This window comes from Sphingomonas sp. PP-CE-3A-406, from assembly GCF_003688625.1.
In the GTDB taxonomy this organism is placed as follows: Bacteria; Pseudomonadota; Alphaproteobacteria; order Sphingomonadales; family Sphingomonadaceae; genus Sphingomonas.
Window position 1 is genome coordinate 112,446 of record NZ_RCWY01000001.1, and the last position, 18,680, is coordinate 131,125.

The 18,680-nt window shown below is 65.0% G+C and carries 9 protein-coding genes; 5 read left to right on the forward strand and 4 right to left on the reverse strand.

Going from position 1 to position 18,680, the window contains the following annotated elements; genetic code table 11:
* Positions 1-19 precede the first annotated feature (19 nt).
* Together C8J44_RS00435 and C8J44_RS00440 are read right to left on the reverse strand one after the other, a co-directional pair.
* Positions 20-3,085: a TonB-dependent receptor domain-containing protein gene (locus C8J44_RS00435; protein ID WP_259466625.1), complete on the reverse strand. Its 3,066-nt coding sequence runs from the start codon at positions 3,083-3,085 to the stop codon at positions 20-22.
* The gene (locus C8J44_RS00440; RefSeq protein WP_121902934.1) at positions 3,082-4,125 is read right to left on the reverse strand and encodes a LacI family DNA-binding transcriptional regulator; all 1,044 of its coding nucleotides are present in this window, start codon (positions 4,123-4,125) and stop codon (positions 3,082-3,084) included. Before C8J44_RS00440 ends, C8J44_RS00435 begins: the two co-directional genes overlap by 4 nt.
* A gap of 167 nt (positions 4,126-4,292) precedes the next feature.
* On the opposite strand from C8J44_RS00440, the gene C8J44_RS00445 reads away from it, so the two are divergent.
* A complete protein-coding gene (locus C8J44_RS00445; RefSeq protein ID WP_056049808.1) occupies positions 4,293-6,587 on the forward strand; it encodes a glycoside hydrolase family 3 N-terminal domain-containing protein in 2,295 nt (764 codons plus the stop codon).
* Here C8J44_RS00445 and C8J44_RS00450 read toward each other — a convergent pair.
* Complete coding sequence (locus C8J44_RS00450) at positions 6,574-7,827, reverse strand: MFS transporter (RefSeq protein ID WP_259466626.1); 1,254 nt, start codon at positions 7,825-7,827, stop codon at positions 6,574-6,576. The two genes, C8J44_RS00445 and C8J44_RS00450, sit on opposite strands and share 14 nt — an antisense overlap.
* Positions 7,828-8,900: 1,073 nt before the next feature.
* Between C8J44_RS00450 and C8J44_RS18090 the strand changes: the two genes are divergently transcribed.
* The 4 genes from C8J44_RS18090 to C8J44_RS00470 all read left to right on the forward strand — a co-directional run bounded on the left by C8J44_RS18090 (position 8,901) and on the right by C8J44_RS00470 (position 17,715).
* A complete protein-coding gene (locus C8J44_RS18090) occupies positions 8,901-9,110 on the forward strand; it encodes a hypothetical protein (RefSeq protein WP_147453101.1) in 210 nt (69 codons plus the stop codon).
* 162 nt (positions 9,111-9,272) lie between these two features.
* Positions 9,273-11,357, forward strand: coding sequence for a beta-galactosidase (locus C8J44_RS00460; RefSeq protein ID WP_121903734.1), 2,085 nt, complete (start codon positions 9,273-9,275; stop codon positions 11,355-11,357).
* A gap of 39 nt (positions 11,358-11,396) precedes the next feature.
* Positions 11,397-14,063, forward strand: a complete 2,667-nt coding sequence (locus C8J44_RS00465; RefSeq protein WP_220683064.1) for a TIM-barrel domain-containing protein — start codon at positions 11,397-11,399, stop codon at positions 14,061-14,063.
* Between the two features lie 424 nt (positions 14,064-14,487).
* On the forward strand, positions 14,488-17,715 hold the full coding sequence (locus tag C8J44_RS00470; protein ID WP_220683065.1) for a family 43 glycosylhydrolase: 3,228 nt from the start codon (positions 14,488-14,490) through the stop codon (positions 17,713-17,715).
* Between the two features lie 483 nt (positions 17,716-18,198).
* Here C8J44_RS00470 and C8J44_RS00475 read toward each other — a convergent pair whose 3' ends face one another.
* Entirely contained in the window at positions 18,199-18,669 is a 471-nt protein-coding gene (locus C8J44_RS00475) for a group 1 truncated hemoglobin (protein WP_121902938.1), read from the reverse strand.
* Between the last annotated feature and the right edge of the window lie 11 nt (positions 18,670-18,680).

Consider the following 18,680-nt stretch of genomic DNA (forward strand, 5'->3'; position numbering starts at 1 on the left):
CCGCGACCCTCCAAAGGGGTTAGAACGAGAAGCCCGCCGACAGCTTGACCGTGCGCGGCGGGTTGCCGCCGATGCTGTACGACGACCGCTGACCAAAGGCCGGATCGCTCGCATTGCTGTTGAAGTCGACATAGTTGCGATCGTTCATCACGTTCAGGATATCGACACGCATGCGGATCCGCGCCTGATCGCTGACGAAGCCGATCGGCACATATTTGGTGAACGCGAAATCCAGCTGTCGGCGGCCCCAGACATCGCCGAGGCTATCCACCTGGCGCCCTACAAGGATGCGCCCGAACGGATCCGCATTGTCGATGAAGCCCTTTACAAACGCCGGCGATTCGATCTGGAACTTGCTCGAGAAGGTCACGCCGATCGGGGTGTCGACGCTGCCCGCGATCACGAGCCGGTGCCGTGGCACGGCCGACGAGCGCAGCGTGGGGTAATCCGAGATCTGCGCGTAATCGAGCGAATAGGTCTCGCCGAACTTCCGGTTCTCGTCTGCCCGGGTATAGGTGTAGGTGGCGTCGATGCTCCACGGCGAGGATGCCGAATAGACCTTGGTCAGCTTGAAATAGGCAGCGTCCGAGTTGGTCTTCAGGCCATTGCTGCCAAGAATGATCGAGCCATAACCGTTTGGCGTGAAGGTCGTGGGCGATTGCGGTATGTCGGTGGCAGAGGTCGGATCGTTGAAGAAGAACGAGCCGTCCGTCCTGCGATTGCCGAGGAGGAAGACGAACCCGTCGTTGCTTTCGATGTGGGTGACGCCGACCTCGAGCTCGACCGGCGAGAAGCGACCGCGCACGCCCAGGCTGAACTGGTCCGAATAGGGCACTTTGAGATCGTTGTTCATGAAGCGGAACTCGCTGCCGCCGCCGGTCGCGGCGCCGAGCAACTGCTGCCGTCCGGCGTCGGTCAGGTAGATCGGATTCCACGCGATGCAGGTCTGGCTGGGCGTGCAGGGATTGACCGAGTCATTGCCGATGAAGTTGAAGCTGCGGACCTGGAACCGGCCCTGGCTGACCTCCTGCTGGAGGAAGTCGAACTGGTTGCGGTCGTACGACCGGCCATAGCCGCCAAACATCGAGAAGCGACCCGCCTCGTCGAAGCGATAGGTGAAGCCGAGCCGCGGCTGCCACGCGCCCTTGAACGCCTTTCGCTTGCTGCCGTCGGTGATGAAATCGTTGATGTTGTAATCGGCTTTGTCGAGGTTCGGATAGTTTTCGGGGGACACCGCCGCCACGTTGACCGCCGGCGTCACGTAATCGAGATAGGCGGGTGTTCGCTCGTAATCCCAGCGCAGGCCGAGGTTCAGCGTAAGGTGGCTGGTGACGTCCCAATCGTCCTGCGCGTAGAAGCCGAGCTGGAAGTTCTTGGAACTGACCGTCGCGTTACCCGACGCATCCTTCGTCGCACCGAACTGGAGCCGGTAGGGCAGCGTGTCGTTGAAGGCGACGCCGGGAATCGCGTTGACGTCATAGGTGTATAACGGGTTGGTCAAGTTCTGCTCGAGTGAGTTGAGCTTCACCCATTTGGCCTTGCCGCCCACCTTGATCGTGTGGCCCTTGAAGCCGGTGAACGTGAAATCATCCTGCAGGGTCCAGCCCTTCTGGCCCTTCGACTGGAAGTTGCTGCCCGCGCCGAACCGCAGGATGTCATTCCGCTGGACGGACGTCCCGAACCGTTCGGTCGACTGGAAGAACTGCGTTATACCATCGGTCGAGGGCGTCGGTGAGAAGATCGCATTCTCATAGGACACCCGCACATCGTTGATCCACTGATCGCCGGTATGCTGCCAGCGAAGCAGCCCGCGCTTATCTTCGACCTTGTTCAGCGTGGCGGTGCTCGCCGCGTCGATCCCGGTGATATTCTGAAGCCCGGATTCCTTGCGGTACTTGCCGGACAGTTCGATCAGGTCGTTGTCGGTCGGCACGATGTCGATCTTGCCGAAATACAGGTCTTCCTTGAACTGCTGCGCAAACGTTCCGAAATTATCGCGATACTGCTCCGGGACGGACGAAATCGGGAAGTTGTTGTTGGGGCGAACATCGTACGGGCTGGAGATGCGCTTGCCTTCGTAGGTCCCGAAGAAGTGCATCTTGTCCTTGATGATCGGGCCACCCAATGCGGCGCCGAACTGTTTGTTGCTGGTGTCGGTCTTGGGGATATAGGTCGGGAATATCTCGCTCGGCCGGCGATCACGCAGGTCCTGGTTGGTGAAGTCGAAAAACGCTTCGCCGTGGAATTCGTTGGTTCCAGACTTCGTGCCCGCGGTGATCGCGACCGAGCTCACCTGGTCGAACTCGGCCTTGTAGTTGGACGACAGCACCTGATACTCGCCGATCGCGAGCTGCGGGAAGGGATTGCCCGAGCTGGTGTCCTGGCCGGTGATGCCGTTCTTGAGGACGTAATCCTTCTGGCTGACGCCGTCGATGAAGACGTTGACCGTGCGGCTGTCCTGCGCTCCGCCCTGGATGCGCGACGAGCCGCTCGAATCCTCGATGAAGCGGACGCCGGGGGCGAGATCGGCGAATGCGAGGAAGTTGCGGTTGTTCTGCGGCAATTGCTCGATCAGGCGCGACGAGATGACGCTACCGACCTGGCCGCCCGACAGCGAGCGGATGCGGTTGCCGGTGACGATGATCTCGCCGCCGGATCCTGCCGCCGCGGCATCGGTGCCGGCTTCGGGTGTCGTAGCGGCGGGCGCGGTACCTTCGGTTGCGGGAGCAGCCGGGGTGGGCGCGGTGGCCAGATCGAGGTCCAGGCCGGCGGTCTGGCCGACGCGGAGCGTGAACGCGTCCGAATTGCGCGTGCCGTTGCGCTGCTTGATCTCGAGCCGGTAGGTGCCGGCGCGCAGCGATGCGAAGTTATACGCGCCTGCTGCGTCGGCGGGCACGACCCGGCGGATGCCGGTCGAAATCTCGACCGCGGCGACTTCGATCACCGGATTGTCGGCCGGCGCCGTGAGTGTGCCGCGCAACGACGCCTGGCCGACCTGTGCCGACGCGGGCGCGGGCGCGAACAGCAGCCCGCTGGACAGCGCCGTCAGCGATACCACCGCCGCACGCAACATCATCTTGTTCATCGTAGTTCCCCTTTTCCCGATTGTTCGGGTGTCTTGTTGTGGACATTGAAAAGCATTGGACCGGTCGACTCGCGGACGACCACGACCGGGACGCGGTGCTCGATCAGGCCGTCGTCTTCGCCCGCGATCGCCTTCACCAGCCGCGCGACGGCACCCGCTCCGAAACTGGCGATGTCGATGCTGGCGCTGGTCAGCGACGGCGAGATGAGGCGGGTCAGCGGAACGTCGTCGAAGCCGCAGATCGCCACCTGGTCGGGGACCGCGACGCCGGCGCGCTTCAGCGCCATCATCGCGCCGATCGCCATCATGTCGTTGGCCGCGAAGATCGCGTCGAATTCGGTGCCGTCGTCGAGCAGCGTCGCCACCGCGCTAGCCCCGGCGGGTTCGCGGAAATCACCCGGGAGGACGTGCAGCGCGAGTCCGGCGCGGGCGCAGGCATCGCGCGCGCCGCGCAGCCGCTCCTCGGCGTCGATGTTGCCCTCAGGGCCGGCGATGTGGACCAGCCGCCGCCGGCCGCCCGCGATCAGATGCTCGACCAGCGTGGTCGCGCCCGCGACATTGTCGATGCGCAGCTCCGAACGCCCGACTTGGCCGGGCGCGCAATTGACCAGGATGGCCGGCATGCCCTGCGGCAGGTGCGCGAGCAACTCGCCGGCTGATACCTGCGGCGCCATGACCACCAGCCCGTCGACCCGGCCACGCATCGCGTGCAATGCCGCGACGCCGCGCTGCGCATCGCCGTGCATGACCATCATCATGAGGTAGAGGCCGAGCTCCGACGCCTCGCGGTCCATGCCGCGCAACAGTTCGGAGAAGAATTCGCCATGCAGGTCGGGGACCACGACGCCGATCATCCCCGACCGCGCCGAACTCAGATGTCGGGCCGCGGCGTGAGGAACGTAGCCGAGTCGCGTGGCGACGCTTTCGATGTGCGCGCGGACTTCCGGACGGACGTTGCTGTGCCCGTTCAGCGCCCGCGACACGGTCGCCACCGACACCGCAGCTTCGCGGGCAATATCACGGACGGTGGCGTACGGCATGAAGCGTCAGGGTCCCCTCTGGCACCGGTCTTACGTGTTGCGACCGGCATCTTGTTCTTGATGTAACCGGTTACATGATCCAGAAACATGGATCAAGAACCTTGCGACGATTGCCGTTCCGACACGCCGGGACGGGATTGCAGCAGGCATAGGCAAGGGATGAGCGAATGACGGCAACAACGATTTCGCGACGTGCGATTCTGATGGGTGCAGGTGCGGTGGCAGCCTGGGCTGCGAGCCCAGCGCGCGCCCTGTTGCAGCAGACGAAGGCGGGTACGGCGGCGCTGCCCACCTCCGTCGAAGCGCTGATCGGGCGCATGACCGTGATGGAAAAGGCGGGGCAGTTGACGCTGATGGCCGCGGCTTGGGCGGGGGGCGCGGCGACGTCGCTCAATCCGGCCGGCGGCGCGGCGAGCTTCGACGGGCAATTGGCGGATGTCCGGGCCGGCAAGCTTGGGGGTGTGTTCAACGGCAATGGCGCGGTCATGGCCAAGCGGATGCAGACGGTCGCGATGCGCGAATCGCGGTTGAAGATCCCGCTGATCTTTGCCGCCGACGTGATCCACGGTCTGCGTACGGTGTTCCCGGTGCCGCTGGCCGAAGCGGCAAGCTTCGATCCCGAGCTGGCACGGCGGACCGCGCGAGCGGCAGGTGCCGAAGCCGCGGCGGCGGGAATCGACTGGACGTTCGCACCGATGGTCGACATCGCCCGCGACGCACGCTGGGGGCGCGGTGTCGAGGGATCGGGTGAGGACGTGCTGCTTGGCCGGATGATGGCGGCCGCGCGCGTTCGTGGTTTCCAAGGCGAGCGTGGGTTGGCCGCGGCCGATGCGGTCGCTGCCTGTGCCAAGCATTTCGCCGCCTATGGAGCGGCCGAAGCGGGGCTTGATTACAGCACGGTCGACATCTCCGAGCGGACGCTGCGCGAGACCTATTTCCCGCCGTTCGAGTCCGCCTTCGGGGCCGGCGCACCGACCGTGATGGCATCGTTCAACGAGATCAACGGCATCCCGGCGACCGCGAACGACTGGTTGCTGACCGATGTGTTGCGCCGCGAATGGGGGTTCGGCGGGCTGGTCGTCTCCGACTATACCGGCGACGAGGAACTGATCGCGCATGGTTTCGCCGCCGATGCGCGCGAGGCGACCAAGCTTGCCTTCATGGCCGGCGTCGACATGAGCATGCAGAGCGGTTTCTATATCGAGCATCTGCCCGATCTGGTCGCTGCGGGCGAGGTGCCGATGGCGCGGCTCGACGAGGCGGTGCGCCGCGTGCTGGCGCTGAAGGTGCAGCTTGGTCTGTTCGACGATCCGTTCCGCCGTATCGACCCGCGTCGCGAGCGGACGCGTATCCGCACGCGCGAGACGCTGGCGCTGGCGCGGGAGGCGGGCGCCAAATCGATCGTGATGCTCAAGAACGACGGCGGCCTGCTGCCGTTGCCGCGACAGGGTAAGGGAATCGCGCTGATCGGTCCGTTCGCGGCGGGGCAGCACGACCTGATCGGGCCGTGGAACGTGTACGGCACCGACGCCGAGGCGGTCGACCTCGCGACCGGCGTTCGCGCCACGGTCGCCGATCCGTCGCGCGTCAGCGTCACGCTCGGATCGGGTGTCGATGCGCCGCTGGCCGGTGGGATCGCTGCGGCGGTTGCCGCGGCGCGCGCGGCCGATGTGGTGGTGCTGGCGATCGGTGAGAGCCAGCGGATGTCGGGCGAGGCGCAGTCGCGCGTCGACATCGTCATGCCGCCCGCGCAGATCGCGCTGGTCGAGGCGGTCGCGGCGACCGGCAAGCCGATCGTCGTGTTGCTCCGCACCGGCCGCGCCCTGGTGCTGAGCGGCGCGGTGCTGGCCGCGCCCGCGATCCTCGTGACCTGGTTTCTCGGGTCGCAGGACGGCCTGGCGATCGCGGACGTGCTGTTCGGCAAGACCGGGCCCTCGGCGCGTTTGCCCGTCTCGTTCCCGCACGCGACGGGGCAGGAGCCGTATCATTACGATCACAAGAGCACGGGGCGTCCGAACCCGCCCGGACCGCTGCTCGAATACAAGGCGCATTACCGCGAGTTCGCCAACGAAGCGCTGTTCCCGTTCGGTCACGGGCTGACATACGGCACGATAGAGTATGCCAGGCTCGATCTCGGCACCGGACAGATCGCCGGGGACGGGGCACTGACGGTCCGCGCGACGATCGTTAATTCGGGCACGCGGGCCGCCGAGGAAACGGTGCAGCTCTACATCCACGATCTCGCCGCGAGCATCACGCGGCCGGTCCGCGAATTGAAGGTGTTCCGGAAGATCATGCTGAAGCCCGGCGAGCGACAGATCGTCTCGTTCACGCTGCGCAAGGCGGACCTTCTGTTTGTCGGGAGGGACCTGAAGCCGACGGTCGAGTCCGGCCGCTTCCGTATCTGGATCGCACCGTCCGCACAGGCCGAGGGGGTGTCGGGCGAGTTTATGCTCGCCTGAGGCTGGCCATCGTATCGCGGCGAAGCGGGATGGCGAGGACCGCCGCCAGCATTGCCGCGATCAGCAGCGCAGGGCCCGCCAGCATCAGCCAGCGGATCGCGTACAGGCTGGCCGAGCCCTGGACTGCACCGGCGACGAAGCCGTTCGCCTGATAGATCATGCCGATCGCGAAGCCCGTGCCCGCCAGCGCGATCTTCTGCATCAGAGCGTAGGTGCCGAACGCGAGCGCCTCGACCCGCTTGCCGCTCTGCGCTTCGCCCCAATCGACGGTATCGGGCAGCAGCGTCCAGGCGGCGAGCGCGAAGCCGACGAACGCCGCCTGCATCGACAGCAGGAACGCCGCCGTCGCCGTGCTGCCGGGCGAACCGGTTAGCGCGAACACAGCGGGCACGATCAGCGCGAGCACCCCGGCGCCCAACCATGCGGTGCGTGCGCCGCGGGTACGCGCGAGCGCCGTCCAGAGCGGTACCGCGACGAGGCTGCTGACCGCCATCGCCGCCAGAGCGCGGGGACCGCCCGGCGCGTCCTGCAGAACGTAGCGGAAGAAATAGAGCACCGACTGGCTGGTCAGCGCGGTCGCGGCCCCGCCGGCGGCCGACGCGACATTGAGCACGATGAAGGCCCGGTTGCGCGCCAGTACCGCCAGTCCGGACCAGATCGCGAGCCGCTCTGCCGGTGCGGCACTCGGTGTCGGCTCGGGCACGCGCCACGCCATGATCGCGAGCAGGGGCACCGCGACGACGGCGAGGATGGCGGAGGCCACGCCGTAGCTTCCGGTTCGCGCCACCAGCCAGGGCAGCAGCAGCGCGACGAGGGCTCCCGCTGCCGAGCCGAACCCCATGCGCAACCCGGCGACCAGCGAGCGATCCCGACTGGTCTGCGCCACGCGTGTCGTCCACGCCGCATAGGGGATGTTGGTGAATGCGTAGAGCGTGCGGAACATCATCTGCGTCGCCAGTGCGAAGGCGGCGGCGCCGGTCGGCACCGAGAACATCGCGACGAACGCCAGCCCGAGCGGCAGCGCACCCCATCCGACCAGCCGACGGTACGAAAGCCGCATCCGCTCCGCTGCCGCCCCGGCGAGGAAATCGGCGGCACCGTCCCAGATCGCGCCGATCATGAACACCAGCCCGGCGGTCGCGGGCGGCAACGCCAGCGCATCGATATAGTAGAATAACAGGTACAGGCTGATCGCCTGCCAATAGAGGTTGAACGCGAAATCGCCGGCGCTGAAGATCACCAGCGTGCCGTTCGCGCCTGCCCTATTGCCGCGCTCAGCGCGTATCGCAGATTTTCGCGTGGATATTCGGTTCATAGGCTGCGGAGTCGTGGTACTGGTTTTGACCACGAGTTTCGTGGCGGAGCGTGACTTGCTTGAGAACGTCGTAGACGCCCCGCAAGACGTCTACCAGCAGTTCGACCGCGCGGTGGCCAATCCTGCACTTGGGTTGGGCGATCGTTGTGAGCGGCGGCTTGAATGGCGCGCGGCCTCTTCGCCGCCGCGGAGGACTCTGGCGCTATATGTCTGGAGTAATCATATCCGACGTACTCATTTATGTTACAGACCAGCGGCATGGGACAGCGAACGCCGCCCGCTACGTGACAGGGCTGGGCCGAGTCCAGTCGGGGATGCCGGCACCGCAGCCCCAGAAGTGGGTGGGTACGGGTTTGCCTCGGTGCTGTGGCGGGAATGGCCAGTTTATGAGCGCTTGCGCTGCGACCGAGCATCGACGGCCTGGCATGCAGTTGATCTGGGTCCGGGCGATGAGACCGGCGTCACTTTCCCAGGAATACAGCGTCGCCTCGCCGCGAAGCTCAAATCCTTCGAAGTTCCAGTCCCCGCGGCATCGTTTGACGAAGCTCGCAATCATGCGTTCGCGCCCGAGTTCCGGCCACGGCGTCGAGGCGGCCGCGCTCGCTAGCGAGGCGCTGGGTACGTAGCGAGGGGTTAGGTAGCCAATGATTATCAAAGGCGCGAGCAGCGGAAGGCCAAACATCCCGGCGAAGAAAGAGACCCTGCCCATCCTTCGCACACTACGAGCAGGAGCTTGGCAATCGCTTAACGCGGAACGGATCGACTGCTAATATGCTTTTCTCCTTGTTGGCAGGAATGTCGGCCGACCTCTCCCTTCACGACATTCATGACGTACGAACAGGCGCCAAAAGCGGTCAGCGCGGCAATGAACGAGTGTTTGAAGTCGGGAAGCGGGGAAGGGGGCGCGAATGGCCGACTATGGATATCTGGCGAAACGCGTCGTCGTCGATGCCATCCCGCATTGACGGCATCCGGTTTCTAAGACCATCGCGTCGTCCATGACCAAAAGCAAAGGACGCACCGGTGCACACGCGCGCGCCAATATCCAACCTGCTCCGACAGCCACCGAGCTCGATGCCGCCAAGCGAGAGGCTGCGCAGATCGAAGGGCGGCTTGCCGGCCTGGCTTCGGGGCACCCATCGGTTAAAATATGGAAGGCCCGTCTTCGTTCGGCCCAAGCGGTGATCGCTCGCGCGCCACGCGATTGAAAGATGGGCGGCTCGGCCATCGCGATTGATCACCGGTGCATGGCGGTCACGGTGCCGCTCCCGTATCGACCGCTTGCGCTCGCCTGCCGAGCCGGCGAGGATCGCGCCGATAGCGTGGAAACGATACGGCTTGGGGAGGACTTGGCGATGGGAGGCAGGAACATGCAACGGTTCGTGAAAATACTCGCATTGGCCACGGTGGCGCTGCCGACGGTTACACAAGCGCAGGTGCCCGATACCATCCTTTACGGCGTCGCCTATTACGACGAGTACACCCCGGTCGACCGCGTCGACGAGGACGCGCGGATGATGAAGGCGGCGGGGATCAGTGTCGTCCGCATCGCGGAGTCGACTTGGGGCACGCTGGAACCGCATCCCGGGGTGTTCGATTTCAGCCATGTCGATCGCATGCTCGCCGCGATGCACAAGCAAGGCATCAAGGTGATCGTCGGAACCCCGACCTATGCGATACCGACCTGGCTCGCGCGCCAGCATCCCAATGTCCTCGTCGTCGGTCGGGACGGCGTACGTGCGCAATACGGCACCCGGCAGAACATGGACATCACCGATCCCGACTACCGGGCGGCGGCCGAGCGGGTGATCGTGGCGCTGGTGGACCATGTGAAGGATCATCCCGCGGTGATCGGCTATCAGCTCGACAACGAGACCAAGCCTTATGACACCAGCGGTCCTGCGGTGCAGGCGGGGTTTGTTCGGTCGTTGAGGACGAAATGGCCGAGCCTCGATGCGCTGAACCAGGCGTGGGGTCTGAATTACTGGTCGAACCGCATCAACCGGTGGGAGGACTTCCCGTCGACCACCGGCTCGATCAACGCCAGCATGTCCAACGCCTTCGCCGCCTACCAGCGCAGCCTCGTCACCGATTTCCTCGCGTGGCAGGCCAAGCTTGTGCGCGCCCATGCCCGGCCGCGCCAGTTCATGACGCAGAACTTCGATCTGGGCTGGCGTGATGGCTCCTACGGCATCCAGCCGGAAGTCGACCATTGGAAGGCGGCAAGGTCGCTCGATATCGCCGGCATCGACATCTATCATCCAACGCAGGACAAACTGACCGGCGCGGAGATCGCCTTTGGTGGCGACGAAGCCCGCTCGATCCGCAACGGACAGAATTATCTGGTGCTGGAAACCGAGGCGCAGGGCTTCCCGCAATGGACGCCCTATCCGGGCCAGCTTCGCCTGCAGGCGTTCAGCCATCTCGCCTCGGGCGCGCAGATGGTCGAATATTGGCACTGGGCGACCACCGCCAACGCGGTCGAGACCTATTGGCGCGGGCTGCTGTCGCAGGACTACAAGCCCAATGCGGAGTATGCGGCGGCAAAGGTGATCGGTGCCGAGATCGCGCGGCTCGGTCCGAAGCTGGCAGGCATGACGAAGCACAATCAGGTCGCCGTCTATGTCAGCAACGCCGCCCAGACCGCGTTCAATTCGTTCAAGCCGACGGGCATCGAGTATAACCAGGTGATGCGGCCCTTCTACGATGCGCTCTACCGGATGAACGTCGAGGCCGACATCGTGTCGCCCGACAGCACGCGGAAGCTCGATGATTACAAGCTCATCGTCGTGCCGGCGCTTTACGCGGCGAGTGACGCCGAGATCGCGCGGCTGAACGACTATGCCAAGCGCGGTGGACATCTGCTCTACACGTTCAAGAGCGGGTTTTCGGACGAGAACACGAAGGTCCGCTATGCGTCACAGCCGGGTGCGATCGCCGAAGCGGCTGGCGTCACCTACCAGGAGTTCACTATCCCCGAGGGGGTCACGCTGGCGGGCAATCCGTTCGGGGTTTCCGATGCCGACAACGCGCCGCGCTGGTGGATGGAGATGTTGAAGCCCACCACCGCCAAGGTCGTGGCACGCTATCAGCATCCGTCATGGCCGGCCGCCGCCGCGATGACCCGCAACCGCTGGGGCAAGGGCGAGGTCAGCTATGTCGGCTTCATGCCGAGCGACGGGCTGGTCGAGAAGATCGTCGCCGCCGAGGTTGCGCGTGCAGGCGTCGTGCCATCGGTCGCGGGCGTGCGTTTCCCGCTGATCGTGCGCGGCGGCATTTTGAAGAACGGCCATACCGTTCGTTACGTGCTCAACTATTCGGCGGTGCCACAGCACATGGCGGCCCCGGCTGCGGGCATCGAACTGTTGCAGGGGCGCAAGGTGAAGCGTGGCGGACCGATCGAGCTTGCCGCGTGGGACGTGGCCATCATCGAGGAAGATGGACGATCCGAATGACGGCCGCGTCATGCGGAAACAAAGCAGGGGGGAGGTTGCGTGACCGATCAGAAAACGCCGCGTAGCGCCGCCATCAGCCGGCGCGCGCTGCTGGGAAGCGGCGCGGGGGCGGCGATGGTGTCGAGCGGCCTGCTACACGCCGCGACCAGAAGTGCTTCCACCGATTTCGTGATCCGCACCGGCGACCTGTCGATTGCCGTCACCGCCCTGAGCGATCGTGCGTTCCGCGTCCGTGTCGCACCCGTGGGAGCGCCGCCGGCCGTGCCAGGCGAAATGCTGGCGCCCATCGCGAAGCCGCCGATCCTCAAGAGGACAAGGGAGGGCCGCCGAACGCGGCTGACGCTCCCGCAGGCACAATGCGTATGGGATGAAGCGACCGGATGCCTGTCATTCCATGACGGCGCCGGCAACCTGCTCCTCAGCGAAACCTCTGGATCGCGCCATGTCGCGCAATCGACGATCGGAAACGAGCCGACCCTGGCCGTAGCGCAAGGCTTCGCCAGCCCGGCCGACGAACGCCTCTTCGGCACGGGCTGCTTTCAGGACGGCCATCTCGATATTCGGGGCCTGCCGCGACGCCTGACGCAGGTGAACACGCAGATCAGTCAGCCGTTCGTGCTGTCGAGCAAAGGCTATGGCCTGCTGTGGCATAATCCCGGGATGGCGGAGCTGAACCAGCCGGACCGGCCTATCGTGCTAACCCGGCAGGCGGCAGCGGGCGACGCGCGCATGGCCGATGTCACCACATCCACCGGTAATGCCCGCGTCGAGCGCCGCGATGCCGTGTTCACGGGCACGTTCACGGTCCCGCAGGGCGCGCGCTATGCGTTCCTGCTCGATCTCGGTCGCAGGATGTCGTCGCGCCATTATGTCGAGATCGACGGCAAGCCCATGACGGATCACACCAATCTATGGCTGCCGCCGACCGCCAGCTTCATCGGCGAGCTCGCCGCCGGAGAGCACAGCGTGCTGGTGCGGGCGGGTGACGAGGACATGCCGGTGCTCCACTTCGCACCGGTCGAAGATCGCACGACCTGGTCGTCGCCCGTATCCGAAGGGATCGATTATGTCGTGATCGCCGGGCCGAACGCGGCGGACGTCATGGCCGGCTATCACGCGTTGCTGGGGCCGCAGCCGATGATGCCGCTATGGGCGCTCGGCTACATCCATTGCCGCGAGCGGTTTCACTCGTCGGACGAGATCATGGCGACGGCACGCGAATTTCGCGCGCGAAAACTTCCTTGCGACATGATGGTGCAGGATTGGCAATATTGGGGACAATACGGCTGGAACGCCATGCGTTTCGACGAGGAGCATTATCCCGACCCCGCAGGCCTCGTTCGCGATCTGCATGCGACGGACATGCGCCTGATGCTGTCGGTCTGGTCCAAGGTCGGCAAGGAAACGGCGCTGGGCAAGGACGTAGCCGCGAAGGGCTTCTACATTCCGGGCACCGAGTGGATCGATTTCTTCAATCCGGTCGCCGCGCGCTTTTATGCCCGGCAGCAGAACCAGAAGCTCGCCTCGCTCGGTATCGACGCTTGGTGGCAGGACGCGACAGAGCCAGAGAATGACGATCTCGTCGGACGGCCGATCTATGCGGCACCGGGCAGGACCCAGCCCGGCGAGAAGCGCCGTAACCTCTATCCGCTGCAAGTCAGCCGAACGGTGTATGAGGAGCAGCGGCGCGCCTATCCGGACAAACGAGTGATGATCCTCACCCGATCGGCCGCACCGGGCCAGCAACGCTATGGTGCCGCGACATGGTCGGGTGACATCGGCCACGACTGGGAGACGCTTAAACGGCAGATCCCGGCCGGACTCAACATGGCGGCGGCGGGCCAAGCTTGGTGGACCGTCGATGCAGGCGGCTTCTTCCGGCCGGGCAAGGGGCAATATACGGACCCTGCCTATCAGGAACGGTTCCTCCGCTGGTTCCAGTTCGCGACGTTCCTGCCGTTGACGCGCGTCCACGGCTACATGACCGATACCGAGTTCTGGCGATATGGTGAGACGGTGGAGCGCATCGCCCGCTTGTACCTCGAACTCCGCTATCGCTTGCTGCCCTACACCTATGCTCTGGCAGCCGAGGCGTCGGCGGCTGGCATGCCGCTCATCCGACCGCTGGTGTTCGACTTTTCACACGACCCGAAGGCGCTCGATCAGGTTCATGCGTACATGTTCGGTAGCGCGATTCATGTCGCGCCGGTGCTGGCGGCCGGCGTGAGGACCTGGGACGTCTACTTGCCGGTTTCGGAGGGCGGCTGGCACGATTTCTGGACAGGCGAGCATCGTGAGGGTGGGCGGACGCACACCGTTCCGGTGACATTGGACCATATTCCGCTTCACGTGCGGGCGGGTAGCATTTTGCCGCTGGGGCCGGTTGGCCAGTCGACGGCCGGGCTGCTTGGCGGGGCGCTCGATCTCCTGGTTTATCCGGGTCGGAACGGCACCGCGTCGTTGTACGAGGATGACGGGCTTACCTATCGCTACGAGCAAGGCGCCGCGGCGCGGACGCCGCTGGAGTGGAAGCAGGCAACGGGTGTGCTCACCTTGGGGGCGCGGCGGGGCACGTATCACGGCATGACGAACAGTCGGGTGATCCGCGCTCACCTGATGCGCCCTGGGATCTCTGCGCTGTCAGTAAGCCCGGGCGTGGCAGTCGATTATGCCGGACGGGCTGAGCAAATGATCCTTGGCGCTTAGGCTATCATGAGAACCGGTTTGTTTCACAGGGTCCGCCCCTTTCTGCGGGATCTGGTCGTCGCAATGACTGCTAATGGCTGGACAACCTCGCCGGGAACGGTTGTCGGTCGGGAGGCGGCGGCTGATTAGAAGTACACGAGGCCCATGCTGCGCGCCCGGCCTTCCACAAGTCGAGATATTCACCCAATTCAACCAAGCTTCTCTTGCTGCAATAGGCCGAGGAGCGACGCTCCTCACTTCGGCTTTAGTGAAGCAGGGGACAGGACGGGAACGCGCCACCACGGCAAGGACGATGCTTTCCGATTAACCTTGCGGCCGGTTAATTGTCGGACATATTATGGTTGGTAAGGGAACCTGCAAACTCGCCGGCCCGGTGGTGATTGGGGGGACCCGAATGAATCAGGCACTTCGTTTCTTACTGCTCATGATTGCGGGTACTCCCCTGATCGGCGCCGCGCTCGCCCCGCTGCCGCCGCTATCGGCCTATGTCTTCGTCTACTTCACCGGCAATACGATCGACGGCGAGAAGCTGCGCTTCGCGATCTCCGATGGCAACAATGCCTTGCAGTGGAAGACGTTGAACGATGCCCAGCCGATCCTCGAATCGACCAAGGGCACACGGGGCCTGCGCGACCCGTTCATCATGCGCTCGGCAGAGGGTGACCGATTCTTCCTGCTCGCTACCGATCTTTCGACCGGCCGCACCGGCTGGGGCGGGGCGACCAACCACGGCAGCCGCCATCTGGAAATCTGGGAAACGACCGACCTGATCCACTGGGGCAAGCAGCGCCACGTTCGCGTGAACGTGCCTGCCGCGGGCATGACCTGGGCGCCCGAGGCCACCTATGATCCCACCATTGGCGCCTACGTCGTCTATTGGACGTCGACGCTCTATAAGGATGCAGCGCACAAGCGCGAGGACGGCAACGGGCCGCAGATCCTGACTGCGATGACCCGGGATTTTAGAACGTTCACCGCCCCGAAGCCGTGGTTCAAGGCCGCCGACGTTCCGGGAGCGGTCAAGGCGAAGGGCATGATCGACGCTACCGTCATGAAAGTTGGCGATCAATATTATCGCTTCACCAAAGTCAGCGACGCCAGCGGCTGCCAGTCGAGCGATATCCTGGCTCAGGTCTCCCCATCGCTGCGCGCGTCCGGTGCCTCGGGCGCGTGGAAGATCGTCGACCGCTGCGTCGGCCGGCGCTCCGGCACACCGGAGGTGGAGGGGCCGAGCGCGTTCGTCGCCAATCCGGGTGACACCAGCGGATTCAAATACTTCTTGTGGGTCGATGACTATGGTGGCGTCGGCTACATTCCGCTGGCGACGAATGATCTCAGCGGCAAGATCGCCTGGACTTACCCGCGCGCGTTCAGCCTGCCGGCATCGCCGCGGCACGGTACGGTCATGGCGATCACCGCGTCGGAACGCGATAGGCTCGTCGCGCACTGGAACCGCCCCGCGCCCGCGCCCGCGCCCGCCGCCGATAGCTGGGTGGTTCCTCCCGTGCTGGCATCCGGTACGCGCCTGCCGGTACCAGACGGCCATCTCGTCACATGGCGCGTCGACGGTCGCGCGCTGCCCGACGGTGTTCTCCTCAACCGTGACGCGATGGCGCGCGTCGTCCATCTTGACGGAACCCTGAAGCGTTTGGACGGAACGACGCTCGCCAAGTACTTCACCGTCCGCCTGCTCGGCACTGCGTCGCGCCGCCTCAAGTCCTATGCGCGCGTTCCAACGACCGCGCACGACGCGAACCAGTCGACCGTGGCACGGAGCGTTCACCTCGCGCTTACCGGCACTGACGGCGGCACCGTCCCTCTGAACGACGATTACGGCGTCCTATTCGCGCGCGGCAAGTATGTTGGGGTGGATCGCGTCGCGCTACGCGGGGTTGCCGACCCGTCGTTGTTCTACTTCGTCGACGGGGCGCTCGGCGTTATCGCGACGCGTGTCGACATGGCCGGCACGCCAGACCCCGATCCTACCGCGACGATCGTCTTCCGCAGCGGTTTGAAGCACCCGGGCGACTTCGTCGAACTGGGCTCTCTTGACCTGCACACCGCCGACGGCGTCGCGAAGCCGCACGCGCGCTACGATTCCGCCGCCCGCCGCTACGTCCTGTCGTGGACCGATCGCTTCGGGCAGCCGCGCTGGACGACAGCCGCCGATCTGACGCGCACCGAATGGCGCGATACGCCCTTCGAGCCTGGCGGTCGTCGCCAGCAGATCGTCTCTGCCGGCAACGTCGGCGACGCCCGCAACGGCCGCATCGTTACCACCGACGACGATACGCTCCCGATCGACGCCACCCTAGCCACCGTGCTCACCCAACGCTTTGGCCGCACCGTCAACACCACCGCCGCGGTGGCGCCGCAGGTGATCGCCGCTCACCAAGCCGCTACGCTGCGCGACGCACGTGTGACTCTTGGGTATTCGGACGGCTCCACTGCCACCCGCGCCGTCGACTGGGACGCCGCCGATCTCGCGCGCCTTACCCATCGAGGCCGCTACGTCGTCCACGGCACCGTCCGTCAGCGCAGCTATCCGACAATCTTCGCCTATAATCGCGCCGACCCCGATATCTATTGCTGGGAGCACAATGGCCAAGTCCGCTACCTCTTCGTCGCGACCGACGACACGAACAACGACAATGTCGGCTCCGCGCACCTGCCCATCCGGGTCGCCGGCACGATCGCTGACCTCGCCGACGACAATGGCGGCCGCGCGCGCGAGGTCGACTTGCTCAACCGCCGCACCCGCCGCGACCGCACCGCGGAGGGCCGCGTCATCGCCGGCTGCTATTGGGCGCCGGAGCTGCACGAGATTGGCGGCAAGCTTTCGATCCTGTTTGCGCCCTGCTTCAACCCGACGGACACGACGGCGAACGAGGGCGGTGCATGGTTCACGGTCGAATCGCACATCATGCAACTGCGCGACGATGGCGACCCCGCCAACCCTGCCGACTGGTCGAGACCAGCGGCGATCCGCAAGGCCGACGGCGCACCGCTCGGCCGCGCCGAGATGCCGAGCAACATCAGTCTCGATATGTCCTATGTCGAAGTCGCTGGTCAGAGTTATTACATGTGGTCGCAACGCTATCTGCCGACCGCTGGCGCGCTGGGCGACCCGCTGACGTGGATCGCCAAGGTCGACCCTACGCATCCGACGCGCCTTGCGAGCAAACCAGCCCCGATCATCGCGCCCGAGACCTCGGTCGAAGAGAACCTTGCCGAAGGCGCGTTCGCACTCCAACACGATGGACGGCTGACGCTCGTCTATTCCAGCTCCGGTGTCAGTCCGACCTATGTCGTCAACGGCATCTCCGCGCCGCTGGACGCCGATTTGACGAGGGCGAGTTCGTGGCGCAAATGGTCGGCACCGCTCCAGAAAAGCGTGCCGATGCCCGCAATGGTCACCGATTATCGCCGCTACGAACAGGGGCCGGGCCACGGTGCCTTCACCACTGACGAGGACGGCAATGACCTCTACGTCTACCACAGCTGGGGCAATGGTGTCGGCGGTGACGGCCGAGACGCGCGCGTGCGCCGCACGCACTGGAGCGCGGACGGCCGACCACTGCTCGACATGACCGCCAACGAGGAAGTCGCCCCCGTCAACCGCCGCGTCACAATGAAGGTCACAATCCGCTGACGCTTGAGCGTGAATACAACGCGGCGATAACCCCGATGGCGAACCATCTCGCGGGGCCGAAAGTCGCTTGTCCGCTACCTTCCTGCTGAAGCCTAACGAACATTGGATCAACGCGTCGCTACCGGCGTGGCGATGATTATGGCATGTCTGCCCCGTTGGCGGTGTCGCTTGCCGCTTGGGCGTACATGTGCGCATGCCGGGTTAGGATCGATGTCCGTCCGCTGTTTGTGCAGACCGCACGGTATGCTTATCAACGCATTGGGTTGTACCTGACATTCGGAAAACGCGATCCTTTGTGGCAAAAGCAGCAGCCCCGGAATGTCGGCTATTGCCACCCGCCTTATCGATAGCCGTCCTCCGCTTTCCTGTCCTTTCAAGCCGTCCAGACAACGGATCGGTCGTCGAGCGCTACCCTCCGGCCCGACGAACGAATGGCTGAAGATGGAGGCGGGGAAGGGCCCCGAACTTCCGCTTGTGGGTCTTCTAACGGGTGACCACGTACGGCTTCATAGCGGCAAGCTTGCCGAGGAACGCGTTTTGAGCTGGAAACGTCACACCCTCGCTACGCATGGCGGCCTGGAGGTTTTCGACCAGCGCGTTCATGTCCTTGGCCTGGATGCCGAGGTTCCTGTGCGTGGTCGCCATGTCGCGGCCGGTGTAGTGGCAGCCGCCGTTCAACAGAACGCAGAACTGCTCCTTCAGCGTGCGGCGGAGGCGGACCATGTCCTGCCCCTTGAAGATGTCACCGATCCGCGGATCGGCCTGGCTTGTCGTCACCAGATCGTCGACGATCCGGCCGATGCCGGCCACGCCGTGAAACGCCTCGAGCATGGCAACGCCCTTGAACGGACCGCCGCCGGCATTGGCATCGCTCATCGCATAGGGCGCGACCGGGTCCTCGCCCGGCGGCGCGGGCGCGGTCTGGAGGAGGACGAGCAAGGCGAGCACGAGCATCAGAAACGTCC

What these genes read in the sequence shown, in the direction of transcription:
- C8J44_RS00445 (WP_056049808.1), top strand. Translation starts at nt 4,293, where the DNA reads ATGACGGCAACAACGATTTCGCGACGTGCGATTCTGATGGGTGCAGGT.
- C8J44_RS00440 (WP_121902934.1), bottom strand. Translation starts at nt 4,125, where the DNA reads ATGCCGTACGCCACCGTCCGTGATATTGCCCGCGAAGCTGCGGTGTCG.
- C8J44_RS00435 (WP_259466625.1), bottom strand. Translation starts at nt 3,085, where the DNA reads ATGAACAAGATGATGTTGCGTGCGGCGGTGGTATCGCTGACGGCGCTG.
- C8J44_RS18090 (WP_147453101.1), top strand. Translation starts at nt 8,901, where the DNA reads ATGACCAAAAGCAAAGGACGCACCGGTGCACACGCGCGCGCCAATATC.
- C8J44_RS00460 (WP_121903734.1), top strand. Translation starts at nt 9,273, where the DNA reads ATGCAACGGTTCGTGAAAATACTCGCATTGGCCACGGTGGCGCTGCCG.
- C8J44_RS00475 (WP_121902938.1), bottom strand. Translation starts at nt 18,669, where the DNA reads ATGCTCGTGCTCGCCTTGCTCGTCCTCCTCCAGACCGCGCCCGCGCCG.
- C8J44_RS00470 (WP_220683065.1), top strand. Translation starts at nt 14,488, where the DNA reads ATGATTGCGGGTACTCCCCTGATCGGCGCCGCGCTCGCCCCGCTGCCG.